This is a genomic window from Chitinophaga sp. SYP-B3965 (assembly GCF_009647655.1).
Classification (GTDB): domain Bacteria; phylum Bacteroidota; class Bacteroidia; order Chitinophagales; family Chitinophagaceae; genus Chitinophaga.
Window position 1 is genome coordinate 1 of the sequence record NZ_WJFD01000005.1, and the last position, 14,994, is coordinate 14,994.

Consider the following 14,994-nt stretch of genomic DNA (forward strand, 5'->3'; position numbering starts at 1 on the left):
TAAAGATCTTATGGTGGTTTTGCCGAGGGTGTTCACCTCTTCCCATTCCGAACAGAGAAGTTAAGCCCCTCATGGCCAATGGTACTGCACTATCATGCGGGAGAGTAGGTAGCTGCCATATTTATTAAAAAGAGCCTTATCGTTTATTCGATAAGGCTCTTTTGTTTTTATACCCCACCCCCAATTAACCCTTCCCACTGCGCAGATACCTTGCGTAGCCATCCCGCACTTTTACATTTCAACCCAAACACACACATGAAACCACTATCAGGAAAAATAGCTGTTGTAGCTGGTGCTACACGCGGCGCAGGCAGAGGCATTGCATGCATGCTCGGAGAAGCCGGAGCCACTGTTTATTGTACAGGCAGAAGTACCCGGGGAGACTTAGCCTCTGGCAGTAACCGTCCGGAAACTATTGAAGAAACAGCAGAGATGGTCACTGCCAAAGGCGGAACGGGCATTGCTGTGAAAACAGATCATAGTGATGAAGCACAGGTAGCTGCATTATTTGAACGAATTACAAAAGAACAAGGAAGGCTGGATATCCTGGTGAATGATGTGTGGGGCGGAGATGCGCTCATGCAATGGGGCAAATGTTTCTGGGAAGAAGATCTTTCGAATGGATTTAAGATGATGCAGCAGGCTGTGCACACGCACATCCTGACGAGTAAATATGCCATCCCTTTGATGATCCCGGCTAAGAAAGGATTGATCATAGAGGTTACGGATGGTGATGGGTTCTTTTATCGCGGGCACCTGTTCTATGACCTGGTGAAGACTTCTATTATCCGTCTTGCTTTTGGAATGGCTGAGGAATTAAAGGAGCATCATATTACAGCACTTGCCCTGACACCAGGTTTTCTGCGGTCAGAAGCCATGTTAGAACACTTTGGTGTAACAGAAGCGAACTGGCAGGAGGGAACTAAGGTGGATCCTAATTTTATTGCTTCTGAGACACCCTATTTTGTTGGTCGTGCTGCAGCAGCGCTGGCGGCTGATCCGGATGTATTTGAGAAGACGGGCAGAGTATTTAGTTCCTGGAACATGTCTGATGAATATGGATTTATTGATGTTGACGGGAACATACCTCACTGGCGGAATTATATAGAGAAAATTATTCCTGATTATAAATACAAAGAGTGTGATGATGAATTTTATAGCTACTGGCGGTTCCTGTCTGGGAAAAAGATAGGGGCTACTGTATGGGAATAACACCTATTTATTGTTTAGTTTAGTTGTGATAAAAAAAGCGCTGTATTTACAGCGCTTTTTGTTTAGCAATTAGAAGGCAAAGTCAGCCAGTTCTTCCGGCTTGATGGTGAACCTTTGCTTTAAGGGAATATTTTTAATGAAGATGGTATCCGGTGCATCATCTTCTACATATGCAATGAATGGAATACCGCGCTTCTCAGCATATTTATATTGTTTATCCTGCTTGATATCTTCTGTGAACAACTCTGTTACGATGCCTCGCTCACGTACCTGGGATACATACTTGAAAACCTCTGCCAGCCTGCCTTCCCCCGGATGGAAGAATATCACCTTTGTAGATTGTTGTGCTGCTGCAGGGAATAACTGGAGTTCTTCCAGTACATCGTAAATACGATCTACACCAAAAGAAATACCTACACCTGAAATACCGGGTAAACCGAATAAACTGGTGAGATCATCATAACGGCCGCCGCCGCCAATGCTGCCCATATTTACACCAGGAGGAGCTTTTACTTCTACGATCATCCCTGTATAATAATTCAGGCCGCGTGCCAGTGTAAGATCGATCACTGGATCTGAATTGAAAGTAGCGAGGTTACCGTTCAATATGTAACGCAATTCTTCAATGCCTTTCAGACCTGTTTCAGAAGCAGAAAGTAATACGCCGAGCCTTTGCAGTTTTTCTTCATTCGTACCTTCTACTGCAATGAAATCCATTACGGTATCGATCTCTGCAGGTTGTAAACCACGTTCCGTGAGTTCATCCCGTACACCGTTTTCGCCGATCTTATCTAATTTATCAATGGCAACGGTGATATCGATCATCAGATCAGTACGGCCTACCAGTTCCGCTAATCCCGCGAGGATCTTGCGGTTGTTCACTTTCAGCTGATAACCTTTCATGCCGAGATCGGTGAGTACAGTATCGTAGATCTTCAGGAGTTCTATTTCATTGATGAGGGAATTGCTGCCTACCACATCCACATCGCATTGATAAAATTCTCTGTAACGTCCGCGTGCAGGGCGATCTCCTCTCCATACAGGCTGGATCTGATAGCGTTTGAACGGGAGGTTGAGTTTGCCATGGTTCATGGCTACATATCTAGCAAAAGGGATGGTAAGGTCATATTTCAGGGATTTCTCACAGAGCAATAACCCCAGCTCCCTGCTGTCTTTGGCCATTTGTGCCTGCCCGATGATATCACCGTTGTTCAGGATCTTAAAAATAAGCCTATCTCCTTCTTCGCCGTATTTACCCAGGAGTGTGGAGGTGTTTTCCATCGCAGGGGTTTCCAGCGGCTGAAATCCATATAGTTCGAACGTTTTGCGGATGGTTGCGAAGATGTAATTGCGTTTGCGTACAACATCCGGTCCGAAATCTCGTGTACCTCCGGGGATACTTAATTTTGCCATTATGATCAGGAATGAATTTGAATAAAATAGTTTACTGATTTACAATGCGTTCACAAGCGTTATAGATCAGGTTGTAGACAGGCTCAAAGAGTGCATCATCATACCATGGGTCTGGTACGGGTTGCTGGTGTTCGAGCAATAATTGTACCTTTTCACGGTCTGTATCTTTCCTGGCTTTGCGCAGCACATCCCGGTAATTGTCCAGGTCCATCACGAAGATCCTGTCGAAAGTATCAAAATCGCCTGCCTGGAATTGCCTGCCTCTGAGTCGGGAGATATCAATTCCGTGCTGCCTGGCAACTTTTACAGACCTGGCGTCCGGAGGATGTCCTACATGCCAGTTCCCGGTACCGGCGGAATCTATTTCCCAGTTCAAATGCTTTTGTTCTGCCATATGGCGGAGAATGCCCTCCGCCAGGGGAGACCGGCAAATATTGCCGAGGCAAACCATCAATATCTTCATTGTTGTTGTTTCTGGAAGAGTAAACGGCTGGTAACCAGTGGCTTATTTTCCTTGCTGGCGCCGCTTCCTCCTCATTTTTCTGACCGCAAACCTACCGAATTTTCAGGGATTCTGTAATGCATTCTCCTGCAATTGCATATGTTAAAACTTTACTGTAATATGGAAATCGGATGGCTGCGCATCTCTTAAATGAAGGCTGCTGAAGATTTTTAACAAACGAATAAGTTTCTATCACTACCAGAAAACAATTTTTTTTGTATACTTGTAATTTGCCACCATGCAACAGGAGAACGAACACAGGAACAAACGAATGAATGTATCTTACCGCCCAATGGGTGAGTTGATCAGGGGAGTATTTTTTATAGCCTTTGGCTTATATGCTTTTTTCTCCGAGAGGTTAGGCTTTGGCCAACTTTCTTTATCACCGGAAGTACTTTATACACTAGGTGGTATTTTATGTGCGTATGGATTATTTCGTGTGTACAGGGGAGTTAAACAATTATTTTTTTGATCCTATTATTTCGTCACCATTAGACAGACAGTGCGTATGTTTTTAAGAACTAAAAACTGGATGAGGGTTTTGTTTGCAGCCATGAGTAGCATGGTGGTTATAACTGCGTGTAATTCAGGATCAACTTCTAACGGAGAAGAAAAGGATACTCCCACCAGCGGAACTATCCGTATCTCTGTGGATGAGACTTACAAACCGCTCTTAGATTCAGAGATAAAAGTGTTTCAATCTTTATATCCCAAAACAAAGATCATTGCTGAATATAAACCGGAGGCAGATTGCTTTAAAGATCTGTTCAGCGATAGTTCAAGGATGATCATTGTGACCAGGGAACTGAAAGAAGAGGAAAAGGAATATTTTAAAAAGGAACAGATCCGTCCGCAAAGCCTGAAGCTGGCTACTGATGCTATTGCCCTGATCGTGAACCATGCTAATCCGGATTCCATCCTTACGATGGACCAGGTGCGCAAGATCATGGCAGGTGAATCTGATAAGCCATGGCAGATCGTATTTGACAATCAGAATTCCAGCACGGTGCGTTTCATCCGAGATTCCATCAACAAGGGTAAACCTTTGCCAGCTACTACAATGGCAGCGAAAACAAATCCTGAGGTGATAGATCACGTATCCAAGAACAAGAATGCAATAGGGGTGATAGGCGTGAACTGGATCTCAGATACAAATGATTCTACGGCGATTGATTTTACAAAGAAGGTGACCACAGTGAAATTACGTGCTGACGGTTATACTGACTTTGTGCTGCCGTACCAGTTTTACATTGGCATGAAATCATACCCGCTCACACGGGGTATGTATTATATCTTGAAAGAACCATATCAGGGCCTGGGCGCGGGGTTTGCCACTTTCCTCGGAGGCCAGGAAGGCCAACTCCTGATAGGGAAATTTAAATTGTATCCTGCAAGGCTGAATATTGTCTTCCGGGAAGCTACTTTGAAATAATAAATACTGATAAAACACAACTAAAACCGGATTGCTCATGAACAGAAGGAAAAGTTTATTTGTAGCCATGCTCTGCATAGCCAACGGGGCCATGGCACAATCTGTGGAAGATGGTTTAAAGGATTTGTACTATGGCAAATTCCAAACCGCGAAACAGAACCTTGAAAAAGCGATAGCTGCGAAACCAACAGATGACCGCGCTTATTATTATCTCGGCATAGCTGAACTGGGATTAGAAAACCAGGCAGGTGCTGCTGCTGCCTTTGCAAAAGGTCTTACAGCGGTTCCAACTTCTCCGCTGCTGACTGCAGGTTTAGGTCGTATTGACCTCCTGAGCGGAAAGAATGCAGAAGCTAAGCAAAAGTTTGAAGCTGCCAGCACTGCCACTGAAGGCCGTAATGGAGATGTTGCACGTGCTATTGCTGATGCCAACAGTGAAATTGTTACAGGAGATCGTGGTTATGCGTTGACCACTATGGAGAAACTGCTGAATAACGAAGGACGTAAGAAAAAACAAATGTACACCGCTACGGTGGCTGATTATATTGAACTGGGCGATGCTTACCGTTTCCTGGGTGGCGAAAATGGCGGTAAAGCTATTGGCGCTTACGAAAAAGCCCTGGAACTGGATCCTAACAACGCTGAGGCTGTGATGAAGCAAGGGCTTGTAAATTACAACGCACGTTTGCTGCAACAGGCTGTAGGTGACTGGACAAAAGCGACTAACATGGATGCAAATTATGCACCTGCTTATTTTGAGCTTTATCAGTTCTACATCACACAGAAGAAAGAGCAGTTCTCTCTGCCTAATGCTTCTAAATACCTGCAGAAATATGTAGAAGTGGGTGACCCTTCTGATAAAACCAAAAATGAATACTACCTCGCTGCCATCGCTTTCTATTCTAAAGATTATGATGGTGCTATCAGCAAAGCAAAAGCATTGCTGGGTTCTGCGAACGACGTATACAAAGGTAAACTGACCCTGCTGGCTGCTGATGCACACCTGCAAAAAGGCGATTCCCTCACTGCCAAGCAACTGATGGATGATCGTTTAAAAGCGGTTGGAGAAGATAAACTGGAAGCGCTGGATTTCAAATTGCTGAGCGCCATCTATGGTAAGCTGAAACATGCTGATTCTGCTACTAATGCAGGTTACATGGCACAGGCTGGTAACTACCTGGAAAGATATGCTGAAGTAGATACTGCGAAAGATGCTGATAAATACCGTATTGTAGCTGAATCTTTCAAAGATATGCGTAACTACGCTAAGGCTGCTAAATGGTATGGTAAAGCACTGGAGTTCAAAGAGAATACATCAGCTATGAACGATCAGTTCTACAAAGGGTTCTATGAGTACTATGCAGGTAATTACACTGCATCAGATTCAACCTGGACTGATTTCACTGCTAAATATCCTACACAGCTGACTGCTTTCTATTGGAAAGGCATGGCTAACTTTGCTCAAGATCAGCAGGCTAAGGATGGTAAAGCGAAAGAACCTTTCGAGAAGTATATATCTATGATTAAGCCTGAAGATGAAGCAAGATCTAAAAGGAACCTTATCAATGCTTATACTTACCTGATGCTGTATCATTACAATAAGGATGATAAAGCGGCTATGCAGCCTTTCATGGACAAACTGGTAACACTTGATCCGGCTAACGAAACAGTTCGCCAGGTGAAGGAATATCTGGAGTCTACCAATAAAGCTGCTGCCGGTGGTAGTGCAGCTGCTCCAAAGGCTCCTGCTTCTAAAGGCACGAAATAATAATATTTTAGGATAATTTGATCCGGTAAAAAAGCAGCGCTCATGAGCGCTGCTTTTTTTATGGGGTAAACGGGGAAGGGGTAACTGCTTCTTTCCCAATAGCCTTTAAAAACCGGGCAGATTTAACTTTTCATGCATTGTTTTTACCGTAAGAAATGAGTAAATTCAGTTAAGAGTAAGCCCCCAATTTGCCGGACTTCGCTCTCTTTCTGGCATGTTTTTTATACAAGTAACCTATACCGGTTGTAAACTAAACTGACTCCGGTATGAATTTTACGGATTAAAACTAAAACCCATGAACAAGCGTATCAGCACTTTAATAGCCTTGCTGTTCCTGGCCAGCGGGGTCATGGCTCAGTCAATAGAGGATGGACTTAAGAAGCTTTATTACGGCAAATACGCCGGAGCAAAGCAGGATTTCGAGAAAGTGATTGCCGCTAAACCTACTGAGGACAGAGGCTATTACTATCTGGGGATCTCAGAACTTGGCCTGGAAAACACACAAGCGGCAACTGCAGCATTCCAAAAAGGATTGCAGGCTGTTCCCAACTCCCCCCTGCTTACGGCAGGTATGGGCCGCATGGACCTGCTGAGTGGCAATGCTTCTGCTGCCCGTCAGAAGTTTGATGCAGCTAACACCACTACAAAAGGTAAGAATGGTGAAGTGGCCCGGGCCATAGCGGATGCCAATACAGAAGTAAAGGGTGGGGACAGGAATTTCGCATTGACCACCATGCAGACGTTGCTCAATAATGAAGGCGCCAAAAAGCGGGATGTATATAACGCTACTGCTACTGACTATATAGAACTGGGAGATGCTTTCCGCTCCCTGGGCGGTGAAAATGGCGGTAAAGCCATAGCAGCGTATGAAAAGGCCCTGGAACTGGAAGCCAATAATGCAGAAGCGGTAATGAAACAAGGACATGTGAACTACAATGCCAAACTGTTGCAACAGGCTGTAGGGGATTATGCGAAAGCAGCTACCCTGGATCCTAATTATGCTCCGGTATTCTACGAACTGTACCAGTTTTACTACACTCCCAAACCACAGCAGTTCTCTTTGCCTAAAGCAAAAGAGAACCTCCAGAAGTATCTTTCTCTCTCTGACCCGAACGATCGGATCAAGAATGAATATTACCTCGCTTCCATTATGTTCTTTGATAAAGACTATGATGGCGCGATAGCAAAGGCCAAAAGCCTGGTGCCTCAGGCCAATGATTCCTATAAAACAAAGCTGAACCGCATGATCGCGGATGCTTACCTGCAAAAAGGGGATTCCCTGAATGCCAAGCAGACCTTTGATGAATATTCCCAGAAAACGGGAGAAGATAAACTGGAACCTATTGATTTTAAACTAGGTAGCGAGATCTACGGTCGTATTAAATACCAGGATTCTGCCACCCAGGAACAGATAGACACGAAGGCCTTAAACTATTTGGAGAAATATGCTTCTTCAGATACTGTAAAGGACCTGGACAGGTATGAAAGTGTGGCGAAGGCATTTAATGCTGCCCGTGTATATAACAAATCAGCGGAATGGTATCAAAAGTATATTGACCTGAAGACGGAGTTGAAAGAGAAACCTGCTGCGGTTGATTACTTTAATGTGGGCTTTAACTATTACCGCGCTTCTGCGGGTGTTACCACAGATACTAATATGCTGAATAAATCTGGGGAGGCGTTTACCCAGCTGGCTACTAATTACCCGGAACTTACTACGGGGCATTACTGGCAGGGGATGACGTCTGCTGGTAAGGATGTGGAGGCTAAAACAGGGCTGGCGCTTCCTTACTTTGAGAAGTATATTTCCATGGCGGAAGTAGATAGTGCCAAGAATAAGGCGGGATTGGTGAAAGCTTATACTTACCTGATGGTGTATTATTATAATAAAGATGATAAGACCAATATGCAGAAGTATATGGATAAGCTTTTACCGCTGGATCCGAATAGTGAGCCTATTAAACAGATCAAGGATAACCTGAGCAATAAGAATGCGGCTCCGGCTAAGACAAATGCTCCGGCAAAAGCAAAAGCGAAGTAAAAGCCAGGAGTTTGCCGCGCAGCAAAGGGCGGTGGTTTTTTCTTTTTGGGAAGAGTTTCTTTTGAGGAAAAGCAATAAACGAAGTAAAAGCCAGGAGTTTGCCGCGCAGCAAAGGGCAGAGGTTTTTTTCTTTTTGGGAAGAGTTTCTTCCTTTTGGGAAGTTCTACTTTTAGCAAGTTTCTCTTTTGAGGAGGTTTCTGTTGAAAAAAGCAAAAAACCAAGCAAAAACTCAAGGTTATATTTTGACAAAAGTCAAGTAATTATATTTCAGCCACTTATTTTAAGGTGCCTCCGGTTGTTACCGGGGGCATTTTTGTTGTTAGTGCTTTATGATCAATTGTTTAGGAATTGTCATACCCAAACAACTATGCATGTGGAAACTCCGGAAACCCAACCAATCATATCTGATTATATTACATATACAAAAAAAAGATTAGATTTTCCCCCGTCATGGATTTGATTTATGCATTTCTTGCAGTATTTTTGCGCTTTCGGACAATTATATTGGGAAGCTTATGTTTTTTGCCTCTGAATTTTTGACTGCTAGCAACACTCCTTTTAGTTATTTCCCTATCGTTTTGCAATTGATTGCAGCTTTGGGATTTGTTGGCGTTACCATGGTTGCCACCCACTTTCTGGGACCTAAACGGAAAACCAGTGATAAGCTGGTGAATTTTGAGAGTGGTATTGAGCAAATGGGAAATGCTCGTCAGCCTGTGGCTGTTAAATACTTCCTCACGGCTATCCTTTTCGTTTTATTCGATGTGGAGGTGATCTTTTTCTACCCTTACGCTGTTAATTTTAAGGCTTTAGGATGGGATGGCTTTTGGGCTATGCTGGCATTTGTAGGCTTCTTCATGGCAGGTTTCTTCTACATTATCAAGAAGGGAGCGCTGCGTTGGGAAGATTAGTATGGATTTAAGTTAACTAATTATAAAATTCTCCCTGTTTAAAGCGGGGAGAGAAGGAGGGTAAAGATTATGTCTCGTCCTGTTCAGTTTAACGACAAGGTGAAGCTGGTAGAAATACCAGAAGGTTATACCGGCGAAGGATTTTTCGCTACTTCATTTGATAAGGTAATTGGTGCTGCAAGGAAAAACTCCATCTGGCCATTACCTTTTGCCACATCCTGTTGTGGTATTGAATTCATGGCTACCATGGCCTCTCACTACGATATTTCCCGTTTTGGTTCTGAGCGTATAGGATTCACGCCACGGCAGTGTGATCTGCTGATGGTGATGGGTACCATTGCGAAGAAGATGGCCCCGGTTTTACGCCAGGTGTATCTGCAGATGGCTGAGCCACGCTGGGTAATTGCTGTGGGAGCATGCGCCAGCAGCGGTGGTATTTTTGATACCTATTCTGTGTTGCAGGGTATTGACCAGGTGATCCCGGTGGATGTGTATGTGCCAGGATGTCCTCCGCGGCCGGAAGCCATTATTGACGGGTTCATGCGGATCCAGGAACTGGTGGGGCAGGAAAGTTTACGCCGCCGCCATTCAGACCGGTACCAGGAGTTGATGACTTCCTACGGAATACAATAGAAAAGTTAATAGCTTATACATGTCTTTGACGAACGAGCATATAAAAAACAGGCTGGTAGAGAAGTTTGGCGATGTAATGACCAATTTCGAGGAGTCTTTCGGGATGATGTCTTTTCATGCTCCCAAGGAGATCAATCTCAAAGTGATGCAGTTCCTTTACGATGAAAGTGATCTGCAATTCCGTTTCCTCTCTGATCTCACAGCGGTGCATTATCCTGATAACAAAGGAGTCGAACTGGCTGTTGTGTACCACCTGCATAATTTTGTTGATAATGTGCGTGTGCGCTTTAAGGTGTTTACGGATATAAATACACCTCAGGTGTTTACGGCTACGCAGATCTTTTCTTCCGCTAACTGGATGGAAAGAGAAACGTATGATTTCTACGGTGTTGATTTCGTAGGTCATCCAAACCTGATCCGCATCCTGAATGTGGATGAGATGGATTACTTCCCGATGCGTAAGGAATTCCCGCTGGAAGACCAGAGCAGAACGGATAAGGATGATGAAATGTTTGGCCGTGGAGGAAGTACAGGGATCTAAATTTTGAATTTTATTTAGCCAGGATATGTCAGAGCAGCAACATATAAAATTACCGGACGGTTCCATAGAGAAGCAAACCAGCACGCTCAATCTGGGTCCAACACACCCTGCCACGCATGGTGTGTTCCAGAATATTATGGAGATGGATGGCGAACGCATTGTGTCCGCCACCCCTACTGTGGGTTATATTCATCGTGCATTCGAGAAGATTGCAGAGCGGAGACCGTATTATCAGATCACGCCGTTAACAGACCGGCTGAACTATTGTTCTGCTCCTATTAATAACATGGGCTGGCATCTGACGGTAGAGAAACTGCTGGGGATCCAAACGCCTAAGCGGGTGGATTATCTGCGGGTGATCATCATGGAGCTGGCACGTATTACGGATCACCTGATCTGTAATTCTGTGATAGGGGTAGATAGTGGCGCCTTTACAGGGTTCCTCTATGTGATGCAGTACCGTGAGCTGGTATATGAGATCTATGAAGAAGTGTGCGGCTCCCGCCTCACTACTAATATTGGCCGTGTAGGTGGTTTTGAAAGGAACTTTACACCGGCTGCTTTCCAGAAGATAGAGAAATTCCTTGCGGAATATCCTGCGGTGCTGAAAGAGTTTGAAAACCTCTTCACACGTAACCGTATTTTCATGGAGCGTACCCAGAAAGTAGGAGGTATTACTGCTGAAAGGGCTATGAACTATGGATTTACCGGACCTAACTTAAGGGCTACGGGTGTGGATTACGATGTGCGCATTGCGAATCCTTATTGTTCTTATGAGGATTTTGATTTTTCTATTCCCGTTGGTACCACTGGCGATACTTATGATCGCTTCCTGGTGCGTAATGCGGAACAATGGGAGAGTCTCAGTATCATCCGCCAGGCGATGGATAAATTGAAGTCCCTGCCTGCAGATGTGTACCATGCAGATGTACCTGCTTATTACCTGCCGGATAAATCTGATGTATATACGAAAATGGAAGCGCTGATCTATCACTTTAAGATCATCATGGGAGAGACAGATATTTTACCTGGGGAACTGTACAATCCTGTTGAGGGGGCGAATGGTGAACTTGGTTTTTACCTGATCAGTGATGGGGGACGTTCTCCTTACCGTTTGCATTTCCGGAGGCCTTGTTTCATTTACTACCAGGCTTATCCTGAGATGGTACAAGGAGCGATGCTGAGTGATGCTATCATTTGTATGAGTTCGCTCAACCTGATCGCAGGTGAGTTGGATGCTTAAGAAGATTAACAATAAAGAAGTTTTATAAATGGCCGTTCAATTTTCTGAAGAGAATCTGAATAAAGTAAAAGAGATCATAGCCCGCTATCCGGAAGGAAAGCAAAAGAGTGCGCTGCTGCCGGTTTTACACCTGGCGCAGGAATCTTTTGGTGGTTGGCTGAGTGCGGAGTCTATGGATTATGTGGCATCCCTGCTGCAGATAGAGCCGATTGAAGTGTATGAGGTGGCTACCTTTTACTCCATGTACAACCTGAAACCTGTTGGTAAATATCTCTTTGAGGTATGCCATACCGGGCCCTGCATGTTGAATGGTTCTGATAATATCATTGACTACATCAAAGAAACGCTGGGGATCAGTAATGGTGAAACAACGACTGATGGGCTTTTCACTTTGAAAACAGTGGAGTGCCTGGGGGCTTGTGGTTATGCGCCGATGATGCAGTTGGGTAAACACTTCAGAGAGCATCTGACCAAAGCGAAGGTGGATGAGATCATTGCGGAGTGCCGGTCTAAAGCGAACTAGGGGTTGCTGCCTTGTAGTTGCGGTGAAGTACTTGCAACACTAAGCTGGCAGGGGAATAAAAGAAGGAATCTGCCTTGTAGTTGTGGAGGGGTATTAACAAAAACAAGTTGGCAGGGGTAATAAGAGATTAGCCGCTGAATAAAGCACCAACCGTACAAGTGAGTGACACAACGGCGGCTGAACAAAGCAAAAAAAGCTGATAAAAAAATCTTGTTCCGATCATAAGGAACACTATATAAAGCGAGACAATGGGACGAAAATTATTGTTAGACAAGGCGCATATAGAAGGCATCCGGTATTATGATACCTACCGGAACAACGGTGGCTATGCCGCTGCTGAAAAGGCCCTGAAAAGCATGAGCCCGGAACTGGTGATCGAAGAGGTGAAGAAAAGTGGCCTGCGTGGCCGTGGTGGTGCAGGTTTCCCAACCGGCCTCAAATGGAGCTTCCTGGCTAAACCGGAAGGCGTACCCCGCTATCTTGTTTGCAACGCGGATGAATCTGAACCAGGTACTTTCAAAGACCGTTACCTGATGGAATTCCTTCCACACCTTCTCATTGAAGGTCTGCTGATCTCCAGCTTTGCACTTGGCGCCAACTGCACTTACATTTATATCCGTGGTGAATACGCCTGGATCCCTGATATTTTAGAAGAAGCGATCAACGACGCGAAGAAAAATAACTGGCTGGGTAAGAACATCCAGGGAACTGGTTATGACCTGGAGATCTATGTACAACGCGGTGCGGGTGCATATATCTGTGGTGAAGAAACGGCGCTGATCGAATCCCTTGAAGGTAAACGTGGCAATCCCCGTATCAAACCTCCATTCCCTGCTGTAAAGGGTTTGTGGCAATCTCCCACCGTAGTGAACAATGTGGAAACACTGGCAGCAGTGGTGCCCATCATCAATATCGGCGGAGATGAGTATGCAAAATATGGTACGGGAAAATCTACGGGTACTAAACTTATTTCTGCTTGTGGCAATATCAATAAACCTGGTGTTTATGAAATTGACATGAACATTTCTGTGGAGGAATTTATTTATTCTGATGAATTCTGTGGTGGCATACCGAATGGCAAACGCCTGAAGGCTTGTATCCCTGGTGGTTCTTCTGTTCCCATCCTGCCTGCGAACCTGTTGCTGAAAACGGCAAAAGGCGAACCAAGGATGATGACGTATGAAAGCCTGAACGATGGCGGTTTTGCTACTGGTTCCATGATGGGATCGGGTGGCTTTATTGTGTTGGATGAAGATCAGTGTGTGGTGCGTCATACAATGTCCCTCGCACGTTTCTATCACCATGAGAGCTGCGGACAATGCAGTCCTTGCCGTGAAGGAACAGGTTGGATGAAGAAAGTATTGCTGAACATCGAGAACGGTAAAGGCAAAATGACGGACATCGATCTGCTCTGGGATATCCAGCGCAAGATAGAGGGCAATACTATTTGTCCGCTGGGTGATGCAGCTGCATGGCCTGTTGCGGCAGCGATCCGTCATTTCCGTGATGAATTTGAATGGCACGTGACGCATCCGGAAGAAGCGATGATACGCAACTTTGGACTGGCACATTATGCAGATCCCTTGCCGGTAGTAGCAACTGCTGCTGCTGTTTGATAAAATAATTTTGACCCGGATGAATGGCTTTCCGGGGAATGCAAAGTTTTAGAACAATGGCGGAAGAAAAGAAATTATTTAAGGTTAAGATAGATAACATCACCGTAGAGGTGGAGCCGGGTACGACGATCCTGAATGCCGCCCGTTTAATTGGAGGCGATGTGGTGCCGCCTGCGATGTGTTATTATTCTAAACTGCAGGGCAGCGGTGGTAAATGCCGTACCTGCCTCGTAAAAGTATCCAAAGGATCTGATGCGGATCCTCGTCCCATGCCTAAGCTGGTGGCCAGTTGCCGTACAACGGTGATGGATGGTATGGAAGTTGGCAACATCACTTCTCCTGAAGTACTGGATGCCCGCAAAGGTGTAGTGGAATTCCTTTTGCTGAATCACCCGTTGGATTGCCCGGTGTGTGATCAGGCTGGTGAATGTGATCTGCAGGACCTCAGCTATGAACATGGCGTTTCTGCTACCCGCTATGAATTTAAACGCAGAACTTTTGACAAGATAGATATTGGTGATCACATCAAGCTGCACATGACGCGCTGCATCCTTTGCTACCGTTGTGTGTTCACAGCTGATCAACTCACTAACAAACGTGAACACGGGATACTTGGTCGCGGTGACGCTTCTGAGATCAGTACTTATATTCAGAATTCACTGGACAATGATTTCATTGGTAACGTGATTGACGTTTGCCCTGTAGGAGCATTGACGGACAGAACTGCCCGTTTCAAGAACAGGGTATGGTTCCTGAAACCGGTGGATGCAAAGTGCGAGTGTACTAAATGTTCCGGTAAAGCGGTATTGTGGCTGAGAGGTGATGAAATATTCCGGGTAACTGCACGGAAAGATAAATATGGCGAAGTAGAAGAATTCATCTGTGATACCTGCCGGTTTGAAAGGAAAGATCCGAAAGACTGGACGGTGGAAGGACCGCGTAAGGTTTCCCGCCATAGTGTGATCTCCCAGGGTCACTATGTAGGTGTACATAAACCGGATGAAACGATCGCGAAAGTAATGGATGGCCGCGCACCCAAATTGCTGATGGACATTCACGACATAAGCGAAGTGAACATGCCTGCTGTTGATCTGAGCAAGATAGATGGCCCCGCACATTCCAATGATTTCCCTAAAAGCAATGGTGTTCAATAAAGCGA

General features: G+C 45.0%; 13 protein-coding genes and 1 rRNA gene. 12 read left to right on the forward strand and 2 right to left on the reverse strand.

All coding sequences use genetic code 11. The features are described 5' to 3' along the window. Window positions 1-9: 9 nt before the first annotated feature. Both rrf and GFS24_RS23285 read left to right on the forward strand, forming a co-directional pair. A 5S ribosomal RNA gene (gene rrf / locus GFS24_RS23280) occupies window positions 10-121 on the forward strand. Between the two features lie 134 nt (window positions 122-255). Further along, window positions 256-1,212: an SDR family oxidoreductase gene (locus GFS24_RS23285; RefSeq protein ID WP_153663810.1), complete on the forward strand. Its 957-nt coding sequence runs from the start codon at window positions 256-258 to the stop codon at window positions 1,210-1,212. 69 nt (window positions 1,213-1,281) lie between these two features. Here the strand turns inward: GFS24_RS23285 and hisS are convergent, their stop codons facing one another. Both hisS and GFS24_RS23295 read right to left on the reverse strand, forming a co-directional pair. Beyond that, entirely contained in the window at window positions 1,282-2,625 is a 1,344-nt protein-coding gene (gene hisS, locus GFS24_RS23290; RefSeq protein ID WP_153663812.1) for a histidine--tRNA ligase, read from the reverse strand. A 31-nt stretch (window positions 2,626-2,656) separates the two neighbouring features. Continuing rightward, window positions 2,657-3,088, reverse strand: coding sequence for a low molecular weight protein-tyrosine-phosphatase (locus GFS24_RS23295; RefSeq protein WP_153663814.1), 432 nt, complete (start codon window positions 3,086-3,088; stop codon window positions 2,657-2,659). A 571-nt stretch (window positions 3,089-3,659) separates the two neighbouring features. Here GFS24_RS23295 and GFS24_RS23300 point away from each other — a divergent pair. The 10 genes from GFS24_RS23300 (at window position 3,660) to GFS24_RS23345 (ending at window position 14,989) form a co-directional block, all read left to right on the forward strand. Further along, window positions 3,660-4,559 carry a substrate-binding domain-containing protein gene (locus tag GFS24_RS23300; RefSeq protein WP_173003173.1) on the forward strand — a complete coding sequence of 300 codons (900 nt, stop codon included), beginning with the start codon at window positions 3,660-3,662 and terminating at the stop codon, window positions 4,557-4,559. Window positions 4,560-4,596: 37 nt separating this feature from the next. Beyond that, on the forward strand, window positions 4,597-6,327 hold the full coding sequence (locus GFS24_RS23305; protein WP_153663818.1) for a tetratricopeptide repeat protein: 1,731 nt from the start codon (window positions 4,597-4,599) through the stop codon (window positions 6,325-6,327). Between the two features lie 295 nt (window positions 6,328-6,622). Beyond that, window positions 6,623-8,368 (forward strand): lipopolysaccharide assembly protein LapB, encoded by a 1,746-nt coding sequence (locus GFS24_RS23310; RefSeq protein WP_153663820.1) that lies wholly within the window; start codon window positions 6,623-6,625, stop codon window positions 8,366-8,368. 578 nt (window positions 8,369-8,946) lie between these two features. Beyond that, on the forward strand, window positions 8,947-9,279 hold the full coding sequence (locus GFS24_RS23315; RefSeq protein ID WP_253906574.1) for an NADH-quinone oxidoreductase subunit A: 333 nt from the start codon (window positions 8,947-8,949) through the stop codon (window positions 9,277-9,279). Window positions 9,280-9,348: 69 nt separating this feature from the next. Further along, on the forward strand, window positions 9,349-9,912 hold the full coding sequence (locus tag GFS24_RS23320) for an NADH-quinone oxidoreductase subunit B (protein WP_153663824.1): 564 nt from the start codon (window positions 9,349-9,351) through the stop codon (window positions 9,910-9,912). A 19-nt stretch (window positions 9,913-9,931) separates the two neighbouring features. Next, window positions 9,932-10,453, forward strand: a complete 522-nt coding sequence (locus GFS24_RS23325) for an NADH-quinone oxidoreductase subunit C (RefSeq protein ID WP_153663826.1) — start codon at window positions 9,932-9,934, stop codon at window positions 10,451-10,453. Window positions 10,454-10,478: 25 nt separating this feature from the next. After that, complete coding sequence (locus GFS24_RS23330; RefSeq protein ID WP_153663828.1) at window positions 10,479-11,696, forward strand: NADH-quinone oxidoreductase subunit D; 1,218 nt, start codon at window positions 10,479-10,481, stop codon at window positions 11,694-11,696. A gap of 28 nt (window positions 11,697-11,724) precedes the next feature. Next, window positions 11,725-12,219: an NAD(P)H-dependent oxidoreductase subunit E gene (gene nuoE, locus GFS24_RS23335; protein ID WP_153663830.1), complete on the forward strand. Its 495-nt coding sequence runs from the start codon at window positions 11,725-11,727 to the stop codon at window positions 12,217-12,219. A gap of 248 nt (window positions 12,220-12,467) precedes the next feature. Then, entirely contained in the window at window positions 12,468-13,835 is a 1,368-nt protein-coding gene (nuoF, locus tag GFS24_RS23340; protein ID WP_153663832.1) for an NADH-quinone oxidoreductase subunit NuoF, read from the forward strand. A gap of 56 nt (window positions 13,836-13,891) precedes the next feature. Next, window positions 13,892-14,989, forward strand: a complete 1,098-nt coding sequence (locus GFS24_RS23345) for a 2Fe-2S iron-sulfur cluster-binding protein (protein WP_153663834.1) — start codon at window positions 13,892-13,894, stop codon at window positions 14,987-14,989. Window positions 14,990-14,994 lie beyond the last annotated feature (5 nt).

Excerpts from the sequence above, each read along its gene's own strand:
- GFS24_RS23285 (WP_153663810.1), top strand. The coding sequence starts at position 256 with ATGAAACCACTATCAGGAAAAATAGCTGTTGTAGCTGGTGCTACACGC.
- hisS (WP_153663812.1), bottom strand. The coding sequence starts at position 2,625 with ATGGCAAAATTAAGTATCCCCGGAGGTACACGAGATTTCGGACCGGAT.
- GFS24_RS23295 (WP_153663814.1), bottom strand. The coding sequence starts at position 3,088 with ATGAAGATATTGATGGTTTGCCTCGGCAATATTTGCCGGTCTCCCCTG.
- GFS24_RS23300 (WP_173003173.1), top strand. The coding sequence starts at position 3,660 with ATGAGGGTTTTGTTTGCAGCCATGAGTAGCATGGTGGTTATAACTGCG.
- GFS24_RS23305 (WP_153663818.1), top strand. The coding sequence starts at position 4,597 with ATGAACAGAAGGAAAAGTTTATTTGTAGCCATGCTCTGCATAGCCAAC.
- GFS24_RS23310 (WP_153663820.1), top strand. The coding sequence starts at position 6,623 with ATGAACAAGCGTATCAGCACTTTAATAGCCTTGCTGTTCCTGGCCAGC.
- GFS24_RS23320 (WP_153663824.1), top strand. The coding sequence starts at position 9,349 with ATGTCTCGTCCTGTTCAGTTTAACGACAAGGTGAAGCTGGTAGAAATA.
- GFS24_RS23325 (WP_153663826.1), top strand. The coding sequence starts at position 9,932 with ATGTCTTTGACGAACGAGCATATAAAAAACAGGCTGGTAGAGAAGTTT.
- GFS24_RS23330 (WP_153663828.1), top strand. The coding sequence starts at position 10,479 with ATGTCAGAGCAGCAACATATAAAATTACCGGACGGTTCCATAGAGAAG.
- nuoE (WP_153663830.1), top strand. The coding sequence starts at position 11,725 with ATGGCCGTTCAATTTTCTGAAGAGAATCTGAATAAAGTAAAAGAGATC.
- nuoF (WP_153663832.1), top strand. The coding sequence starts at position 12,468 with ATGGGACGAAAATTATTGTTAGACAAGGCGCATATAGAAGGCATCCGG.
- GFS24_RS23345 (WP_153663834.1), top strand. The coding sequence starts at position 13,892 with ATGGCGGAAGAAAAGAAATTATTTAAGGTTAAGATAGATAACATCACC.